Source organism: Limnobaculum xujianqingii, from assembly GCF_013394855.1.
In the GTDB taxonomy this organism is placed as follows: Bacteria; Pseudomonadota; Gammaproteobacteria; order Enterobacterales; family Enterobacteriaceae; genus Limnobaculum; species Limnobaculum xujianqingii.
This window is the reverse complement of record NZ_JABMLK010000001.1, coordinates 2,028,200-2,041,660: the sequence shown is the minus strand read 5'-3', so window position 1 is coordinate 2,041,660 and position 13,461 is coordinate 2,028,200. Positions and strand designations below refer to the sequence as shown.

17 protein-coding genes are annotated in these 13,461 nt (G+C 43.7%); 10 read left to right on the top strand and 7 right to left on the bottom strand.

What is annotated here, in order from left to right; all coding sequences use genetic code 11:
• Positions 1-176: 176 nt before the first annotated feature.
• Both GOL65_RS09335 and GOL65_RS09330 read left to right on the top strand, forming a co-directional pair.
• On the top strand, positions 177-743 hold the full coding sequence (locus GOL65_RS09335; protein WP_140920963.1) for a hypothetical protein: 567 nt from the start codon (positions 177-179) through the stop codon (positions 741-743).
• An 84-nt stretch (positions 744-827) separates the two neighbouring features.
• Positions 828-1,514 (top strand): hypothetical protein, encoded by a 687-nt coding sequence (locus tag GOL65_RS09330; protein ID WP_140920962.1) that lies wholly within the window; start codon positions 828-830, stop codon positions 1,512-1,514.
• 126 nt (positions 1,515-1,640) lie between these two features.
• Here the strand turns inward: GOL65_RS09330 and GOL65_RS09325 are convergent, their stop codons facing one another.
• Positions 1,641-1,814, bottom strand: coding sequence for a SymE family type I addiction module toxin (locus GOL65_RS09325; protein ID WP_140920961.1), 174 nt, complete (start codon positions 1,812-1,814; stop codon positions 1,641-1,643).
• Here GOL65_RS09325 and cdiI point away from each other — a divergent pair.
• The 3 genes from cdiI to GOL65_RS09310 all read left to right on the top strand — a co-directional run bounded on the left by cdiI (position 1,807) and on the right by GOL65_RS09310 (position 2,811).
• Positions 1,807-1,911: a ribonuclease toxin immunity protein CdiI gene (gene cdiI, locus GOL65_RS22580; RefSeq protein WP_179038384.1), complete on the top strand. Its 105-nt coding sequence runs from the start codon at positions 1,807-1,809 to the stop codon at positions 1,909-1,911. The genes GOL65_RS09325 and cdiI overlap by 8 nt on opposite strands.
• Before the next feature lie 98 nt (positions 1,912-2,009).
• Entirely contained in the window at positions 2,010-2,294 is a 285-nt protein-coding gene (locus GOL65_RS09315) for a hypothetical protein (protein ID WP_140920960.1), read from the top strand.
• Positions 2,295-2,433: 139 nt separating this feature from the next.
• The gene (locus GOL65_RS09310; RefSeq protein ID WP_140920959.1) at positions 2,434-2,811 is read left to right on the top strand and encodes a hypothetical protein; all 378 of its coding nucleotides are present in this window, start codon (positions 2,434-2,436) and stop codon (positions 2,809-2,811) included.
• 104 nt (positions 2,812-2,915) lie between these two features.
• Here the strand turns inward: GOL65_RS09310 and kptA are convergent, their stop codons facing one another.
• Positions 2,916-3,458 carry an RNA 2'-phosphotransferase gene (gene kptA, locus GOL65_RS09305; protein ID WP_140920958.1) on the bottom strand — a complete coding sequence of 181 codons (543 nt, stop codon included), beginning with the start codon at positions 3,456-3,458 and terminating at the stop codon, positions 2,916-2,918.
• Between the two features lie 27 nt (positions 3,459-3,485).
• Positions 3,486-3,743, bottom strand: a complete 258-nt coding sequence (locus GOL65_RS09300) for a helix-turn-helix domain-containing protein (RefSeq protein ID WP_140920957.1) — start codon at positions 3,741-3,743, stop codon at positions 3,486-3,488.
• 126 nt (positions 3,744-3,869) lie between these two features.
• On the opposite strand from GOL65_RS09300, the gene GOL65_RS09295 reads away from it, so the two are divergent.
• Positions 3,870-4,121 (top strand): hypothetical protein, encoded by a 252-nt coding sequence (locus GOL65_RS09295; protein WP_140920956.1) that lies wholly within the window; start codon positions 3,870-3,872, stop codon positions 4,119-4,121.
• 6 nt (positions 4,122-4,127) lie between these two features.
• Here the strand turns inward: GOL65_RS09295 and fldB are convergent, their stop codons facing one another.
• Positions 4,128-4,646, bottom strand: a complete 519-nt coding sequence (gene fldB, locus GOL65_RS09290) for a flavodoxin FldB (RefSeq protein WP_140920955.1) — start codon at positions 4,644-4,646, stop codon at positions 4,128-4,130.
• Between the two features lie 104 nt (positions 4,647-4,750).
• Here fldB and xerD point away from each other — a divergent pair, with 104 nt between their 5' ends.
• From xerD to GOL65_RS09270, 4 genes are all read left to right on the top strand, one after another.
• Positions 4,751-5,650 (top strand): site-specific tyrosine recombinase XerD, encoded by a 900-nt coding sequence (xerD, locus tag GOL65_RS09285; RefSeq protein ID WP_140920954.1) that lies wholly within the window; start codon positions 4,751-4,753, stop codon positions 5,648-5,650.
• Between the two features lie 38 nt (positions 5,651-5,688).
• Positions 5,689-6,426 carry a bifunctional protein-disulfide isomerase/oxidoreductase DsbC gene (dsbC, locus tag GOL65_RS09280; protein WP_140920953.1) on the top strand — a complete coding sequence of 246 codons (738 nt, stop codon included), beginning with the start codon at positions 5,689-5,691 and terminating at the stop codon, positions 6,424-6,426.
• Positions 6,427-6,519: 93 nt separating this feature from the next.
• Positions 6,520-8,250 carry a single-stranded-DNA-specific exonuclease RecJ gene (recJ, locus tag GOL65_RS09275; protein WP_140920952.1) on the top strand — a complete coding sequence of 577 codons (1,731 nt, stop codon included), beginning with the start codon at positions 6,520-6,522 and terminating at the stop codon, positions 8,248-8,250.
• 473 nt (positions 8,251-8,723) lie between these two features.
• Positions 8,724-9,947 (top strand): OmpA family protein, encoded by a 1,224-nt coding sequence (locus GOL65_RS09270; RefSeq protein WP_140920951.1) that lies wholly within the window; start codon positions 8,724-8,726, stop codon positions 9,945-9,947.
• Positions 9,948-10,004: 57 nt separating this feature from the next.
• Here the strand turns inward: GOL65_RS09270 and GOL65_RS09265 are convergent, their stop codons facing one another.
• The 3 genes from GOL65_RS09265 to hpaA form a co-directional block, all read right to left on the bottom strand.
• The gene (locus GOL65_RS09265; protein ID WP_140920950.1) at positions 10,005-10,946 is read right to left on the bottom strand and encodes a p-hydroxyphenylacetate 3-hydroxylase reductase component; all 942 of its coding nucleotides are present in this window, start codon (positions 10,944-10,946) and stop codon (positions 10,005-10,007) included.
• 23 nt (positions 10,947-10,969) lie between these two features.
• On the bottom strand, positions 10,970-12,139 hold the full coding sequence (locus tag GOL65_RS09260; protein WP_140920949.1) for a p-hydroxyphenylacetate 3-hydroxylase oxygenase component: 1,170 nt from the start codon (positions 12,137-12,139) through the stop codon (positions 10,970-10,972).
• A gap of 206 nt (positions 12,140-12,345) precedes the next feature.
• Positions 12,346-13,278, bottom strand: coding sequence for a 4-hydroxyphenylacetate catabolism regulatory protein HpaA (gene hpaA, locus GOL65_RS09255; protein ID WP_140920948.1), 933 nt, complete (start codon positions 13,276-13,278; stop codon positions 12,346-12,348).
• Between the last annotated feature and the right edge of the window lie 183 nt (positions 13,279-13,461).

Genomic DNA, 13,461 nt, shown 5'->3' with positions numbered 1-13,461 from the left:
TAAATAAAAAATGAAAACAAGGTGGTTATAAGAACAATAGCATAACTATGTGGAAATAAATTCAGGGGCGGCTAAATTTAAAAACATTCAATTTGAAAAAGTAAATATAATAAATTACTTCGGTATTTTAAGTAATTAGGGTGCTGAAGTCATATTCATTAATAAGGAAATACACCATGCTAAAATATAGTTACTTAAAATCTGCTTTACTATTATTATCATCTTTTCTTTTGAGTGGTTGCCTCATAACTACTAATTCACTCGAAGATGATGCAAGTGATGATGTGGCCATGATTAGAGTAGAAAATTATGCAACCCCCTTAAGTATCGAAAGATATAAGCAAGTAGGTTCATGCTTACAAGAATTCGATCATAACTCATTAACCGCAGGTATAAATTTTATAGGGATAAAGTCTACGTATAATAAAAAAATTGATGGCATGCCCCCATCTCCAGCTACATCAATACTAAAAGACAAACATGTAATGGAATATAAAATTAAAGCGGGACAGCCAGTTAAAGTAAGGTATCAAGAAAAAAAAGGTTCTATGATATTTGAGTATTACAATTCATTTACTCCGCAATTAGGACATAGTTATGAGATATTCACTGCACGTGGCCGATATGCTAGTGGAGTAGTAGTTAACGACATTACACAAGGTAAAGAGGATAAACCTGCGTCATGGGAATTAACAGAGTGCGCGAGAAATAAAACATTATTTGGTGGGAAAGAATATAAATAGATAGAATGATCATCATGAATTAAAAAGCAAACGTGGGGCTGATAATAAAACCTTTTTCCACAAAAATAGAATTTAGAAGAGTTAATGATGAATATATTTTACATTTTTATGATCTCAATGATTTTGTCAGGGTGCTCTGTAACAGATAAAATTTTAAATCATCCACATTGGGATAATTGGTGGGTTAATAATAATATTGCTAATTTTCCATATACACATAATAGCACGGCTATATTATGGGCGACGCCTGGCCTTGAATTCAATTCATTATCAGACCGTATATACCTTAGAATGAGTAATTCAGGCGATACGATTGTATTTATGGCAGGAAGTATTCCAACGGCACCCTATGTAAAACCGATGATTGGATTTACTAAAGAAAACTACCAAAAAGAAATAGTGCCAATAAAAGAATTTATTAAATTCATTGAATCTGATAGAACTGATTTTTCTTCATTCAGCATGGAGGTCAATAGTATTAATGGTTTCACGAGTGGACTCATTTACTTCAATGAACCAATGAAGTCAAAATATTCTATAAATTTAATGAATATAAGTACTTTTAAATTTTACACTCCTACGGAACATACAGAAGTTACATTACTTGTTTATTTATGGGTAAAGGAAGGTAACGAAGGCTCTTTACAAGCAGTCATTAATTATGAGCAAGCTAAAAGACTGCTTGAAATTACCGACGACTGGTATGAAGGAAAATTAAACCCCGATACCGATAGTAGGCTCGAAAAACGGTGCGGATGGACCTGCAATTGATGTTCAATACTTGATTTAATCCTCCACCTTGTTTTCAAATAAAGGAAAACAAGGTGGTTATAAGGGTAGTAGAGTAACTGTTAATAAGTTAGGGATTTTGTTTTTGGCTTATGAAATATTGCTATTTTATTCAACCACCATCCTCCCCGGCTCAATGGTAATGGTCACCAGCTGTCCGGGTGTAAACCCCAGCTCTTCTAGCCAACTACCACTGATTTTGAGCTGTGGGCTGGGTTGAGTTTTGCCGCCGTTGGGGACATATCCCACAGTGTAATGATAGAGTTGTGGTTGAATAGTCATTGTATGTGAAGAGGCATGCTTTAAATATGTTAGGCTGGCTTGTGAAAATTATCTTCATCGGCATCCAGAATATGCTGATACAGTAGAGATTTGTTAAATAAATCCCCTTAATCGAAACTCAATTTTTCTCGCATAGTTGATAAAAACTTTGCTAGTGTTGATGTTTCTGGATGGCAAAAACTGAATGGATTCTATGTGATGAATTTAGATGGAGAATTATTAGAACTTCTACGGAATCATGCAAGTAAGGGACAGAAGGTTAGTTCTTTAATAAAAATAATTCAGGACTATTCTGAACTAAATGATTTTAATTCATTTCTTGTTATGAATTATTTTATGCAAGCATTTAATCTTTCAGTTAACCAAGTAAGAGAATTATCTGGGGCATTTTGCTTAGGTGGCGGAGTGTATTCCGATGAAGATATTAACACGATTATTTATAGACAAATAATGATTAATAGTAGTAGTACTAATTTCTGAAAATGAAGGTATATAACTTAAGTAAGCATCAAAAAAAGTATATAAAAAAGCATGTTATTTTACTGCGTATATTTTTTAGTCAGGCAAGATTATAGTAAAAGTATAATTATGGTGTAGTTATCTTACAAAGGACTGCCAAATGATAGAGAAAATAGAATGGTTGGAAAATGAAGAAGAATATTTTCTAAAAAATGATGGGGCAGACTTATATGAACTGATTCTAACTATGCTTAAAAAACAAAGAATGAGCTTTTCATCATTTCTGTATGATGCATCCAGAGGCATTGGCAATACTATCCGTGAAGGATTGGGATGTAGTCTGGATCAGGACTTAGATAACCCGGATGAATTTGATGGAGTAATATTCTGGTTTGGCGATTATGAAAGCTCAACAATAACACCTCAGCACTTTGTGAGACTTATGCAAGCCATGTCTGATAGCTATATAAATTATCATCCAAATGATAAAGTAAAAATTGAAGGTTATATGAATAAACTTAAAGAACGTTATTTATAGCTTTTACTTTAACCATTAAAATTTAATAACAGCGACTCTTAGCTTATGCTAGCAAAAGAATAATCAGCCCGTTACAAATCCAAACAGACTAAAGATGAATAAATTTAAAATGTAATAAACTGAATTGGCACTGAACCACTCAACCAAACCCCATTCTCCGCCCGATAAAACACCAACCCCTGCCGATGCATCTCCAGCGCTCTGATTTTCAGCACCACCGGCTTACCATGCCGTTGCCCAACGGTAACCGCCGTAGCTTCATCCGCAGACAGATGCACATACTGGCGCGACCCGGCAACCAATCCTTTTTCACGAATAGAATCAAGAAATCGGGTAGCAGTACCATGATATAAAAATTCAGGAGGAACCTGTTGTTCATAACGAATATCTACCTGCGACGATGAATGCCCCTGAACGGCTCGGATTCGCAGGCCATCTTCTGAAAGGGCAAATCGTTTTTTATCGCTGGTTTCAACCACTGACTGAATCAATGCAAGAGTAAGGTATTTGCCGTCTTTAGCGGCGCAGGTAATCAACGTATCAATATCCGCCCATCCTTCGCTATCCAGCGTTAACCCAATAGCTTCTGGTTGATGGCGTAGAACGTAACTTAAAAATTTACTGACTTCGGCGTGTTGCTTATCCATATTTTTTTATCCTGAAAAATTTCCGTTTTAACTCACGTCGTTTGCTTCATATAACGCCAAAATCGCCTCGGCAAATTTGTCATCAACGGTATAGAAATAACATTCCGGTACATTAAGCACTTTAGCAATCGAGCACATCATTTCAAATGTCGGGCGATAAGTACCACTCTCATACTGAGAAACGCGTGAACGGGCAGTGGATTCATCAATTCCAGCCATAACTCCTAATTTCTCTTGAGTCAGATGAGCTTTTTTTCTGGCGGCCTTAAGACGTTTTGGCAGCATGACATCAACCATCAATTAAACACATTGACGATATGTTTAGCATCCCTTAACATTTGGGTTGTTTAGAATAACTAAACAAGTCAGGTAAAATGTTTCAGGAAAAAAGGGACATACAAGGTTAATCAAATGGTTAAACAACACATGCTGCAACAATTTGTTGTAATTGAACGAGTAACTTATCGGCACAGACCTGACTTTGGCCTGAAATTGCTGGCGGTGACTGACTCATCGGAGAGGGCCGAGGAACTGGTGCAACAGCTCAGGCAGTCCTATAAACAGAATGAACACAACCTGATCAGTTTTATCTATTTAAAAGTAGATAATGCCTTGCTTGAACAGCGATTAGGGATGGCTTATGCCGCAGAAAGCGGCATTTAGCACTAACTACAACAATTCCTGCATCTCACCCAAAATCTGCTCACACCAGTTTTCAATACGCTCATCGCTGGCGTCATACTGCACCACATCATCCAGCGCTAAGCCGACAAACTGGCTGCCGTCCGGTGTAACCGCACGTTGGCTGGTAAAGTTATAGCCTTCGGTTGGCCAGTAACCAATAAACTTAACCCCCATCGGTTTGAGATGGTCATGCAGCATACCCAGCGCGTCCAGAAACCATTCGCTGTAGCCATCCTGGTCACCCATACCGTAAAGCGCCACGATCTTACCGTGCAGGTCAACGCGCTCCAGCGCTCCCCAAACCTTATCCCAGTCTTCCTGCAGTTCGCCGAAATCCCAGGTAGGAATACCCATGATCAGAATTGGATATTGTTCCATCAGGGTAACGGGATCGTCTTTCACGTTGTGCAGAACCACTAAATCTTCACCGAGAAAATCGCGGATTTTTTCTGCCGCCATTTCGGTATAACAGGTACTTGAACCATAAAACAGGCCGATCTTCATGGTGTATATCGCTTTATTACGGGTAGAAGTTTAGGGGGAAGTATACCAGATAGGGTATTATCAGACATAATTAAGCAACAGGTAGTGTCAGCGAAGGAGGAAAAGTGGCGCAGGACAACACAATTCTGATTGAACAATTTCTGGATGCGCTCTGGCTGGAACGCAATCTGGCAGAGAATACGCTGGCATCTTACCGTCTGGATTTACGGGCATTGAGCGAGTGGTTGCAGGCCCACGACCTGACGCTGGAGAACGCGCAGGCATTGGATTTGCAATCGTATCTGGCTGACAGAGTCGACGGCGGATATAAGGCAACCAGCTCTGCGCGCATGTTAAGTGCCATGCGGCGGCTGTTTCAGTATTTGTATCGCGAGAAAATTCGCAGCGATGACCCCTCGGCTTTACTGTCTTCGCCAAAACTACCACAGAGATTGCCTAAAGATTTAACCGAATCTCAGGTAGAATCTCTGCTGCAAACTCCCCGTACTGAAGAACCCATTGAATTGCGCGATAAAGCCATGCTGGAAGTGCTATATGCCACCGGGCTGCGGGTGTCTGAACTGGTAGGACTAACCATCAGTGATGTCAGCCTGCGTCAGGGCGTAGTACGGGCAATTGGTAAGGGTGATAAAGAACGGCTGGTCCCTCTGGGAGAGGAGGCAGTTTACTGGCTTGAACAATATCTTCAGTATAGTCGACCATGGTTGATCAATGGCGGCACACTGGATATCCTGTTTCCCAGCAAACGCGGGCAGAAAATGACCCGCCAGACTTTTTGGTATCGCATTAAACATTATGCGGTGCTGGCCGGTATCGACAGTGAGGCGCTTTCACCTCACGTATTACGCCATGCATTTGCGACACATTTATTGAACCATGGTGCAGATTTGCGTGTCGTACAGATGCTATTAGGTCACAGTGATTTATCGACCACTCAGATTTATACTCATGTAGCAACCGAACGGTTGAAACAGTTACACCAACAGCACCATCCCCGGGCCTAACCGGATGGGCTCTGGACTGATACTCCAAAGGAAAAATGATGAAGAAAGGTTTATTGCTATTAACGCTGGCGCTGACAGCATTCACTTCCGTAGCTAAAGCGGATGATGCGGCGATTAAGCAAGCTCTGCAACAGAAGCTTGGCGCCACTCAGATTGAGATTCTGCCATCCCCGATTGCCGGGTTGCAGACTGTACTGACTGAGGGAGGGGTACTTTACGTCTCCAGCGATGGTAAACATATTCTGCAAGGACCTTTATATGACATCAGCGGCCCGGTGCCGGTTAATGCTACTTCCGATCAATTAGGGCCAATTCTGTCCAAACGTATGGAAGCCCTGAAAGATGAGATGATCATTTATAAAGCACCACAGGAAAAATATGTGGTTACGGTGTTTACCGATATCACCTGTGGCTACTGCACCAAGTTGCACAAAGAAATTGCCGGTTATAATGAGTTAGGTATCACTGTTCGTTATCTGGCTTATCCACGTCAGGGCGTTGAGTCAGACGCAGAGAAGAAAATGGCTTCTATCTGGTGTTCGCCTGACCGCATGACCGCATTTGACGATGCTATTGCCGGTAAAGCGGTAAAACCAGCTAAATGTGACATCGATATTAAACGTCATTATGAACTGGGCTCACTGTTCGGTATTCAGGGAACGCCTGCTATCGTCGTTGATGGTACTACCGTACTTTCTGGCTATAGCGCACCAAGCGATCTGAAAACCACGTTAGATGCCTATACTGCGCATAAAAGTGGTGTAAAAGTTAACTAATTCTTTTGTTAGTCGCCCGCAGCAGGTGGTTCTACTGCTGCGGGTACTGCTATGCACTTCGCTGTAAACACCAGGTTTAAATACGTTTCCACTATGAATAAAACACAATTACGTCGTCGCCCTCAGGTTGACAGCAGCACTCTGCCATCGACAATTCCACCGCTACTGCGTCATTTATATGCCTCTCGTGGGGTAACGGATGCCAGTGAGTTGGATAAAGGTGCCAGAAGTTTACTGAGCTATCAGCAACTGGACGGTATTCAGCAAGGCGTTGATTTGCTGTTAGCGGCGCTGAAGGATAAACGTCAGATTGTCATAGTGGGTGATTTTGATGCAGATGGCGCAACCAGTACGGCATTAAGCATTCTGGCGCTAAGCAGCATGGGTTTTACCCGGGTGAAATATCTGGTACCTAACCGGTTTGAAGACGGTTATGGCCTGAGTCCGGAAGTGGTTGAACAGGCCGCCGAGCTGGGAGCTGAATTAATTGTCACCGTGGATAACGGCATTTCTTCCCATGCCGGTGTAGATAGCGCTCATGCTAAAGGTATTCAGGTGTTGGTCACTGACCACCATCTGCCGGGAGAAACACTACCCGACGCAGACGCTATTATTAACCCTAATTTAGATAACTGTGAGTTTCCTTCCAAGTCTCTGGCGGGAGTTGGTGTCGCCTTCTATTTGATGCTGGCCTTACGGGCTCGTTTACGTGAAGAAAAGTGGTTTGAACAACAGAGTATTGTGGAACCTAATCTGGCTGAACTGTTGGATTTAGTGGCATTGGGCACAGTGGCGGATGTGGTTCCATTGGATGCCAATAACCGGATTCTGGTACATCAGGGGCTCAACCGTATTCGTGCCGGGCAGTGCCGTCCGGGTATTAAGGCGTTGCTGGAAGTCTCCAAGCGAGATGCACGTCAACTGACGGCAAATGATATGGGCTTTTCACTGGGACCACGACTGAATGCGGCCGGGCGTCTGGATAATATGTCGATTGGCGTCGAATTACTGCTGAGTAACGATATGGCCGAAGCGCGCGGGATGGCAAGCGACCTGGATACCTTAAACCATACGCGCCGCGAGATTGAGCAGGGAATGCAGGTTGAAGCATTAGCCCTGTGCCAGCAGCTTGAGCAAAACGAAGCTGAGCTACCTTACGGTGTGGCAATGTACCATCCTGAATGGCATCAGGGGGTGGTAGGTATTTTGGCCTCGAGAATTAAGGAGCGTTTTTATCGCCCGGTGATTGCGTTTGCACCTGCTGGTGATGGCATTCTCAAAGGTTCCGGACGTTCTATTGCCGGGCTACACCTGCGTGATGCTCTTGAGCGATTAGATACCCTTTATCCCGGCTTAATGCTGCGATTTGGTGGCCATGCTATGGCGGCCGGGTTATCCCTTGAAGAAGCCCGCTTCAGCGAGTTTCAGCAGCGTTTTGCCGATTTGATTGGCGAATGGTTAGACCCATCAGCACTGGAAGGGGTTATCTGGACCGATGGCGAACTGGAAAATGCTTTATTAACGTTGGACACCGCAGAGTTATTACGCGATGGCGGTCCCTGGGGGCAATCCTTTCCGGAACCGGTATTTGACGGCCAGTTTAAAATTTTACAGCAGCGTCTGGTTGGTGAACGCCATTTAAAAGTTACCGTTGAACCGGTGGACGGAGGCATGTTATTAGACGGTATCGCATTCAATATTGATACTACTCAGTGGCCGGATGCCAGTATTAAACAGGCGACTATTGCCTATAAACTGGATATTAATGAATATCGCGGTAATCGTAATGTTCAATTAATGATTCAGCACCTGTGGGCTAATTAAGTTAAATAAATAGCATCTTTATTTTACTTAGACGGTCTCAATAACCACACTTGTGGTAATCAATATACATGAGACACGGATTTTATTGAGCGAAGCATTATCCGGAATAAAAAAGATAACATCTTGTTATCTTTTTTTATGAAACTAATATGCGCTGACGATAAAGGTATCAGATTATATTTTTAATAAAAATCATTGTGTTATGTTTTTTTATTCGCTTTTGAGATTGTTTTAAATTATTCGATGTTATTTCTGTAAATATTCTATTGTAGGACAAATAGCATAGCTGAACCTAAATAGATTGACGTTTCCTGTTTCTTTCTCTTAAGCTCCCTTCCGTTAATTATGTCCTTCAATAATTAAACCGGCAATAAGATGATTAACCTCATTATTAAATTAACTAACTTCTATATTTATAGTGAACTGTAGTGGTTTGTTATAGATACTATTTATCCAAGGATAGATGAATAACAATGGACAATATAATTAAGCTACTGACTGCCAATGTAACCCCGCAGCTAATTGAAAAACTATCTCATTCTTTGGGAGAGAAAGAGAGCGGATTGGGACTGGCATTACCCAGCGTTTTTCCTGTTGTTTTAGAACAGGTGAGAAATTACCTGAAAAATTCAAATAGCTCTCATGAGTTTATTGCAGAATTAGAAGAAATTCCTGAGTTTAATATTAGTAATCTTATTGATGGTAATCAGCATCAGAGCGATAAATTATCCTCCCTGATGACGATGATCAGCGGCAAAATGCCAGAAATTACCGATAAAATAGCTTCTGTATTTAACCTGAACGGTAGTTCAGCCAAAATGCTGTTAACCGTTGCTGGTGGAATGGTTATCAATGCGCTGAGAGATTATGTTAATAATCGTGCAACTCAGTCTATTTCACTGAAAGGATGGTTATCCTCACAGTCTCATTTGATTTCTGCCGAACTGCCGGTTCAGTTCCAGTCATTCTCCGGAGATGACACAACTAAACAAAACACCGTTAAAGTTGTTGCACCCGCTAAACCATTATTGAACCCGGATGCACCTATCAGACCAACGCCAAGATTAGCAGAGAAGAAAAAAGGCGGCGGCAAGTGGTGGTTACTTCTGCTGTTACTGTTAATTCTGGCTGCAGCTTATTTCCTGCGTGGTTGTGGTACCACTAAAGAAAGCACCCCGGTAGAAATCGCACCGCCAGTGGCTACTGCTCCGGCAACCACCGGAAGCCTGTGGGGCAACCTGGGTGACTTCTTCCGTAAACTGTTACCAGACGGTAAAGAGCTGAATATTCCACAGTACGGCGTTGAAAATAAACTGATTGAGTTTATTGAAAGCAGCCTACCGGTAGACAGCACTACCTGGTTCTCTTTCGACCGTTTACTGTTTAAAACCAACAGTGCTCAACTGGAGCCACAGTCTGACGAACAGCTGAATAACATTGTTGCTATTCTGAAAGCGTATCCGAATGTGAAATTGAAGCTGGGTGGTTATACCGATAACACCGGTACTGAAGAGATCAACCTGAAGTTATCTCAGGATCGTGCAGATTCTGTACGTGCTCAGATGATTCAACTGGGCGCTGATGCCAGCCGTCTGGAAGCTAAAGGTTATGGTTCAGAACATCCGGTAGCACCAAACGATACTGAAGAAAATCGTGCTAAAAACCGTCGTATCGACATTTTAGTTATCGAGAAGTAATACGTTAATCTCTCTCAACCTGCATTACAGGTTGAGAGAGATTTTTCATATGTGCCATTAACGTAGGGCAATAATTCCTTTTAGTACCTTACGCACAGTTTCAATCTCTTCTTCACTGAACTTAGATAGCACTTGCTCCTGCTGTCTGGCTGCGATATCCCATAGCATTTCTGCCTGAGTATTACCTGCATCTGTCAGGCGATAACCGCTTTGAGTATGAGTGACTAATCCTTTGCGGCACAGATTCTCTTCTGCTTCCTCAATTTCACGATCCGGCATGGCGGCTTCGGTTAACAGGCGAGAACGTTCCAGTTCTGCATCATTTTCCAATACCATCAACATGCGGGCTTCGTTAGCACGCAAACCGGTAGAAAGCTGTTTCGGTTGGTAGTCGGCCTGATAGCTACGCAATGCCTGGGTCAACAGATAGAAGATATTGTTACGCAGCCTGCCCTGGAACGTGCTTGGAGCAGTACCGCACTCTTCTTTCTTTTGCACCCGTGGATAAGGCAGAACCATCGAGTAAGAGCCCTGATGATAAACCAGCGGCGCCCGGCCACAGTCATCAAAAGCGACAACTTTCCCAATCATAATCCAGTGGTCACCGCCGTCTACCTGCTGATATTTTTCGCACTGAAAACGGGCAGAACAGTCGATAAACAGAGGCGCACCGCCGGCACCCGTTTCAATATCCACGCCAGCAAACTTATCGTCCTGCGGGCGGGCAAACTGGTTAGACAGATTGACCTGATCCGCTGCCAGCACATTAATCGCAAAGTGAGTTGCCTGCTCAAATACCGGGTAGCTACCGGAACGCTTATCGATACTCCATAGCACCAGCGGTGGATCGAGAGACACAGAGTTAAAACTATTGGCGGTTACCCCGACTTTGGTACCGTCAGGTAAAGCCGCCGTTACAATGGTTACGCCGGTTGCAAAGTTACCCAGAGCGCGGCGGAAAGCGCGTGGGTCCAGAGTATTATCAGCATGGGTTGTCATGAAGCAGGACTCCTTTTCTCATCTCAAACCATGGTTGGATCGGGTTCCAGCCCCATCAGCTCACGGCCGAGGATCTGTGAACAGATATCATAGTCGGTGTAGGCATGTGCCGCGGTCATGTGTGAATCGCGGAACAGGCGTTGTATTTCATTATGTTCCATCCAACTGGTTGCTCCGGCGGCACTGAACAGGCGGTCTACTGCCGCTACGCACATTTTTACCGCATAGGCCTGATTGGTGCGCCAGTTAGTCAGTGTCGCTCTGGTTGGATATTGGTGGTTACGCCCATGCTCTGCATGTTCTTCCCAGGTTTTTTCCAGAAACGCACGAGCAGCACCAATCTGGTGGGTTGATTCTGCCAGTCGCATCAGTGCCGGTGTGGCGGTACCGACTTTAGCGCCGGTATAAGCACGAACCCGGTTTTGAGTTTTCTCTTTAAACGCCACCAGCATACGTTCAGCAACGCCAAGGCTGATAGAAGCAAAGCCACAGGCAAAATAAGGGCGATACGGGGTATAGAAAATATCGCTGTCAGGATAGAGATCGAAACCGCTGGAGCGGCCTTCCATCATGTCCTGTGCAGCTTCAATACGGTGATTAGGAATAAATGCATCCTTAATCACCAGCGTTTTGGAACCGCTACTGCGCATACCAACGGCATACCAATCATCACGGATTTCATAATCGCTGCGTGGAATTACACCAAAACTATAGATAAGTTCGCCTTGGTCGTTTTCACGACGCATGCCGACAATGGCCCATTCTGCGTGGTCACAGCCGCTGCTCCAGCCCATTTCACCGCTGAGATAGACACCGCCATCCCCTTCACGAATAGTACTGAACGGGGCGATACTGCTGCTGGCGGTGGCGTCCGGGTTATCTCCCCAGATCTCATCCTGTAATTGTTTTGAAAACATCGCCAGTTGATGGCTATGAGTACATAACAGGCTGAATGCCCAGGCTGTGCCACCGCAGGCTCCGGCCAGTGCCGTTACGCAATCGGTAAATTCAGGCAGGGAGATTTCCATGCCGCCATAGGACTTTGGTTGAAATACTCGGTGCATACCGATGCCTTTTAGCAGGGCGATATTTTCGTCAGGTACTTTTCGTTCCAGTTCTGCACGAGCGGCGTTGGCGGCAATAGCCGGAAGGATTGGTTTTAATTTCTCAAGCATCGGGTTGGTCTTTTTCATAATCTGATTGCCTCCATGGTGTTTCAGTACGCTGTAGTGCGCTTTTTATTGTTCTCCCTCCGCCAGTTACGGAGGGGCCTTGATTCAGTGGTTAAAAATAATGTAACTTATTTGTTTAAATTTTGTTTTTATATTGAAACAAGATAACCACAGACAAAGAAGAGACTTTTAAGGCAATGACGGGTACTTTTCATGGGCTGACAGGATTAAGTTGTTGGCTCTGTCTGTTTCTCGGAAATAGAAACCCGGCTCATGCGGTAACCCGTAGGGGAACTACCGGTCATGCGATTAAAGAAGCGGGCAAAATAGGCCGGATCTTTGAAGCCTAACTGATAGGCAATGGTATGAACCGAATCGGTTGAAAACAGCAATGACCGCTTGGCTTCACTGATAATGCGTTCGAAAATAAGGCGTTTGGGCGGCATGTTAGAGAAGCGACGGCAGAGATCGTTAAGTCGTGATTCAGTAATACCGATCAATCCGGCGTAATGGGGCACGTTGTAATGCTCCCGATAATGCTGAGCTATCAAAAAGTTAAAGCGCTGAAACAGCTTAATATTGCCTTTCACACTGCATACTGAAGACTCCAGCTCTTCAATATTGCGCAGCAGTTGAATAAACAGCGCCTGAGAAAGCAGGGCCAGAGTTTGTTCTCCCGATCCATCCTGCTGTTGAAACTCAGCGGCGATAAGTTGCCAGTAGGTTCGGATGGTGCTGAGTTCTTTATCTTGCCCGGATAATGACTGGCAGATGGCGGGTAGATTTAACGCTCCCTGATTGCCGGGATAGAGTTTTTCTAATAGTGGCCAAACCAACTCCTGCCGCAACGTCAAAACATGACCATCGCTGTCTGATTTGGTATTAAATGCATGGGGAATGGAAGGCGGAGTAATAATAAACAGCGGTGCCTGAACGGAATAGTGTTGGTCATCAAGCTGTAGCTCAATTTGTCCGCTGTCTAAAAAGTGCACCTGAAAATAGCAATCATGCCAGTGAACCTGCATATCCCGACCAAAAAATTCAGCCAGACGGGCAAAGGACTCATAGTGAACATCCCGTGATTCATAGCGGGCGTCATACACTTTGCTGATATCAATATTCGGAATGAAAGGCTGTGGGTGGTGGTTTTTATCGTTCATTGGCGCCTCCCGGATGTTTTGGTACAGCTTGGTTTAAAAAGAAAATTCAATATTGAGTCTGTTTCGTCCACTAATAGTGCTGTGTCTGAATGATTATTGGTGCTAGTGGCGTTAGGGCGAACGCCTCCCTGAGCCTTCATATAGCTAAAGGTAACCCAACCTACTGATAAATTTAATAAATCA

Coding starts and splice junctions, on each gene's coding strand:
- GOL65_RS09265 (WP_140920950.1), bottom strand. CDS start 10,946: ATGACAACCCATGCTGATAATACTCTGGACCCACGCGCTTTCCGCCGC.
- GOL65_RS09325 (WP_140920961.1), bottom strand. CDS start 1,814: ATGACTATTCAACCACAACTCTATCATTACACTGTGGGATATGTCCCC.
- GOL65_RS09310 (WP_140920959.1), top strand. CDS start 2,434: ATGATAGAGAAAATAGAATGGTTGGAAAATGAAGAAGAATATTTTCTA.
- recJ (WP_140920952.1), top strand. CDS start 6,520: ATGAATAAAACACAATTACGTCGTCGCCCTCAGGTTGACAGCAGCACT.
- hpaA (WP_140920948.1), bottom strand. CDS start 13,278: ATGAACGATAAAAACCACCACCCACAGCCTTTCATTCCGAATATTGAT.
- GOL65_RS09330 (WP_140920962.1), top strand. CDS start 828: ATGATGAATATATTTTACATTTTTATGATCTCAATGATTTTGTCAGGG.
- dsbC (WP_140920953.1), top strand. CDS start 5,689: ATGAAGAAAGGTTTATTGCTATTAACGCTGGCGCTGACAGCATTCACT.
- kptA (WP_140920958.1), bottom strand. CDS start 3,458: ATGGATAAGCAACACGCCGAAGTCAGTAAATTTTTAAGTTACGTTCTA.
- GOL65_RS09335 (WP_140920963.1), top strand. CDS start 177: ATGCTAAAATATAGTTACTTAAAATCTGCTTTACTATTATTATCATCT.
- GOL65_RS09300 (WP_140920957.1), bottom strand. CDS start 3,743: ATGCTGCCAAAACGTCTTAAGGCCGCCAGAAAAAAAGCTCATCTGACT.
- fldB (WP_140920955.1), bottom strand. CDS start 4,646: ATGAAGATCGGCCTGTTTTATGGTTCAAGTACCTGTTATACCGAAATG.
- GOL65_RS09295 (WP_140920956.1), top strand. CDS start 3,870: ATGGTTAAACAACACATGCTGCAACAATTTGTTGTAATTGAACGAGTA.
- GOL65_RS09260 (WP_140920949.1), bottom strand. CDS start 12,139: ATGAAAAAGACCAACCCGATGCTTGAGAAATTAAAACCAATCCTTCCG.
- GOL65_RS09270 (WP_140920951.1), top strand. CDS start 8,724: ATGGACAATATAATTAAGCTACTGACTGCCAATGTAACCCCGCAGCTA.